At 62.7% G+C, this 2499-nt stretch carries 5 protein-coding genes; 2 read left to right on the top strand and 3 right to left on the bottom strand.

Annotated elements, in window-relative coordinates:
- The 3 genes from FHP29_RS21810 to FHP29_RS16385 form a co-directional block, all read right to left on the bottom strand.
- On the bottom strand, positions 1–366 hold a 366-nt coding region (locus FHP29_RS21810), incomplete at its 3' end, for a YunG family protein (protein WP_158296601.1).
- Positions 367–401: 35 nt separating this feature from the next.
- Positions 402–881, bottom strand: coding sequence for an XF1762 family protein (locus FHP29_RS23300; RefSeq protein WP_139623952.1), 480 nt, complete (start codon positions 879–881; stop codon positions 402–404).
- Positions 882–966: 85 nt separating this feature from the next.
- Positions 967–1218 carry a helix-turn-helix transcriptional regulator gene (locus FHP29_RS16385; RefSeq protein WP_275669459.1) on the bottom strand — a complete coding sequence of 84 codons (252 nt, stop codon included), beginning with the start codon at positions 1216–1218 and terminating at the stop codon, positions 967–969.
- Positions 1219–1309: 91 nt separating this feature from the next.
- Here FHP29_RS16385 and FHP29_RS16380 point away from each other — a divergent pair, with 91 nt between their 5' ends.
- Positions 1310–1861, top strand: a complete 552-nt coding sequence (locus FHP29_RS16380; RefSeq protein WP_139623950.1) for a hypothetical protein — start codon at positions 1310–1312, stop codon at positions 1859–1861.
- Between the two features lie 44 nt (positions 1862–1905).
- A partial coding sequence (locus FHP29_RS22270) for a hypothetical protein (RefSeq protein WP_205014194.1) occupies positions 1906–2499 on the top strand: 594 nt, incomplete at its 3' end.

The raw sequence follows: 2499 nt of genomic DNA, 5'->3' as shown, positions 1-2499 counted from the left end.
GTCGCTCCCAAGCCGCTCGGTAACAAGCGACCAGAGTAGCCGGTAGCGGTCGGCAGTATCAGGGAACGACAGGACGTACTCACGCTCTCGCACCGAGACATCGACGGGCTCGAAGGTGTCGAATTGCCCGCGCGTTAGATCAACTTCCCGACCGCCCGGGAGAAGGTTCCAGTAGTGGGAGACGTCGCCAACCTTCGCACGGAGAAGGTCACCGCCCAGAACGCTCTGGACGACCAGGGCTGACACCGCGCACTGCCCGACCTCGGGAAGATTCGGCGACCAGTTGTCGGGGTCGTTCGAGGTGTGGCGAGACCATGACGCACGTACGGCATCGACGAGCTCGTCCAACAGGGCTACTCCCATCATGCTGTCGACACTACGACGTCGGTCCGACACAACGCTCAGGACCGCGGCTCCCAGAGAACCTTGTTCACGGTCGGGTGTCTGTCGACGCGAGGCCGACTCGGCGCGTTCCAGGAACGACCACGAACCTGGTGGATCACCTTCCAACCTGCCGCACGGAGGCTGGCTCCCGACTCCGATTCCAGCGTGTATGTGCCCAGACGCTCGTATCCCATCGCTCGTACCGCCCGCCATGCAGCTGCGTACAACATGGAGCAGCCATTCGCGACTCCGTCCGTCGCGACCCGCGTGACTTCTAGCGTTAGTCCATCGTCTCGACCGCGCGCCACGGGACGCCCGACAATCGCGACCCCGCGCAGCTCCCCGTCGTCATCCGTCACGCCGATCGAGAACTTGTGTCCGACCACGGCTTGATGGTGTCTGTGGTTCGCGCGGACGAACTCGTTAGCTGTCGCGAGCGAGACCGGTACTACCCGGAGTCGCGGTTGGCTCGTCGGCTTGTCTGCTGTGGGTTCCACCTGGCCTCCTTCGGAAAAAGCTCCGATGAAACCACGGCAGAATTCAGTTGCTAAGCAGGCTGCACGACGTGTCGACCTGCGGCTTCTAGCGGCTTTTCGAAGCCAGCGGACGAAGGAGATCGCCCAAGTCCATCTCGAAGGCTTGTGCGATGCGGAACCACGTGTCGAGCGATCCCCTGGTCTCGCCGGTTTCGATGGAGATCAGCGTCCGACGCGTGACACCGGACCGCTCTTCCAACACCTCATACGTCCAGCCGCGCTCGTTGCGCATCCTGGAGAACTCCGATCCGAAGGGCCGAGAAGTTCGGCTCACGGATCGTCTTCGGCACGAATCCATCCCACCGTCGGCGGGTCGCGAACACAGTGCAGGTTTCTTCACTATCGTGCAGAAACCTTCACTATGACGACGGAAGCGAGGTGGTTGGCCCATGGAGGCGTTCGAGCAGTTCGTCGCGCTCGCCATGGAGACCGAGAACCTCATCGTCAGCGGCGGCCACAAGTTTCCGGTTCGGCTGCAGACGCGGAAGACGATGCACGCCGAATTCCAGACCCACGGCTTCGAGGTCGACCTGATCGGCGCACGGATCGACCGGCTCGTGCTCGCCAGCGTGAAGTCGTACTTCGGCTCCTACGGCGTCGCGTTCCACCACCTCAACGGTGAGTCAGCGCAGTACGCAAAGCGCTACACGTTGCTCAACAACGAGCGCGTTCGAGAGAGCGTGGTCCGGCAGGCGGCAGAACGATTCGGCTACGACGAGTCCCAGGTCGAGCTGCGACTCTACGTCGGGAAGTTCGCCAACGGCCACGAGGACCGCTGCCGCGAATGGTGTTCCGAGCAGGTAGTGGCGGGCAAGCCGATCCGGGTGATCGCAGGTCGCGAGGTCGTCACCATCGTTAAGGGCGTCGCAGCTGCGACGCAGTACCGAGACGACGCGGTTCTGGCGACGATGAAGGTCTTGCAAGAGACCGGCGCGCTCTAACTGTTCTCAAGCCGGGCGCCTAAGAGTCGAGGCACAATCAGCCCGTGGCGAATATCGACTGGGCAGCATTGTGGTCGGCAACAGCGTCGCACCTAGACAAGCATCGCGTAGCGGGCCTCCAGGACCTGCTGACTGAAGATGTGCTTCGGTTTGCGGTTGTCCAAGAACTCGTCACGAGTGGCATCAACCCCGCCCACATCGTCACCGAGTGGCGACGCCCCGGAGTGCCGGACGCCGTCGATCTCGTTCTAACGGCACCGAACTTGTCGGCGATAGAGTTCAAGTTCCCCCGCGAGCCGCGAGAGACCAACGCAGCCTGGACCCAGCATCTCGGGGAACTACTCAAGGACTACTACCGACTCGCCACCATGCCTGCGGAGTTCACAGAACGGTGGTGCGTTCAACTTCTCTCAACACGCATGCAGCGCTATCTCAGTGGGGTCGCTGATCGCCACCGCGTAACTCTCGGTCTCCGACCAGGGGCACGGACTTTGCTCGATCCGACGGCAGTGGCCGGCCTCCCGGGTACTGCACAGAAGGCACTCGCTCGCTGGAAGCAAGCCTTGCCGTCAGTCTCTTCGACGTGCACCGCCACCCAACGTGTGGGCCCAGACCTCATCCTCGTGGTGCACTCCGTG

It is taken from the genome of Nocardioides albidus (assembly GCF_006335005.1).
GTDB lineage: Bacteria > Actinomycetota > Actinomycetes > Propionibacteriales > Nocardioidaceae > Nocardioides > Nocardioides albidus.
Note: the sequence above shows the minus strand (reverse complement) of the source record. Positions and strands in the feature narration are given on the sequence as shown.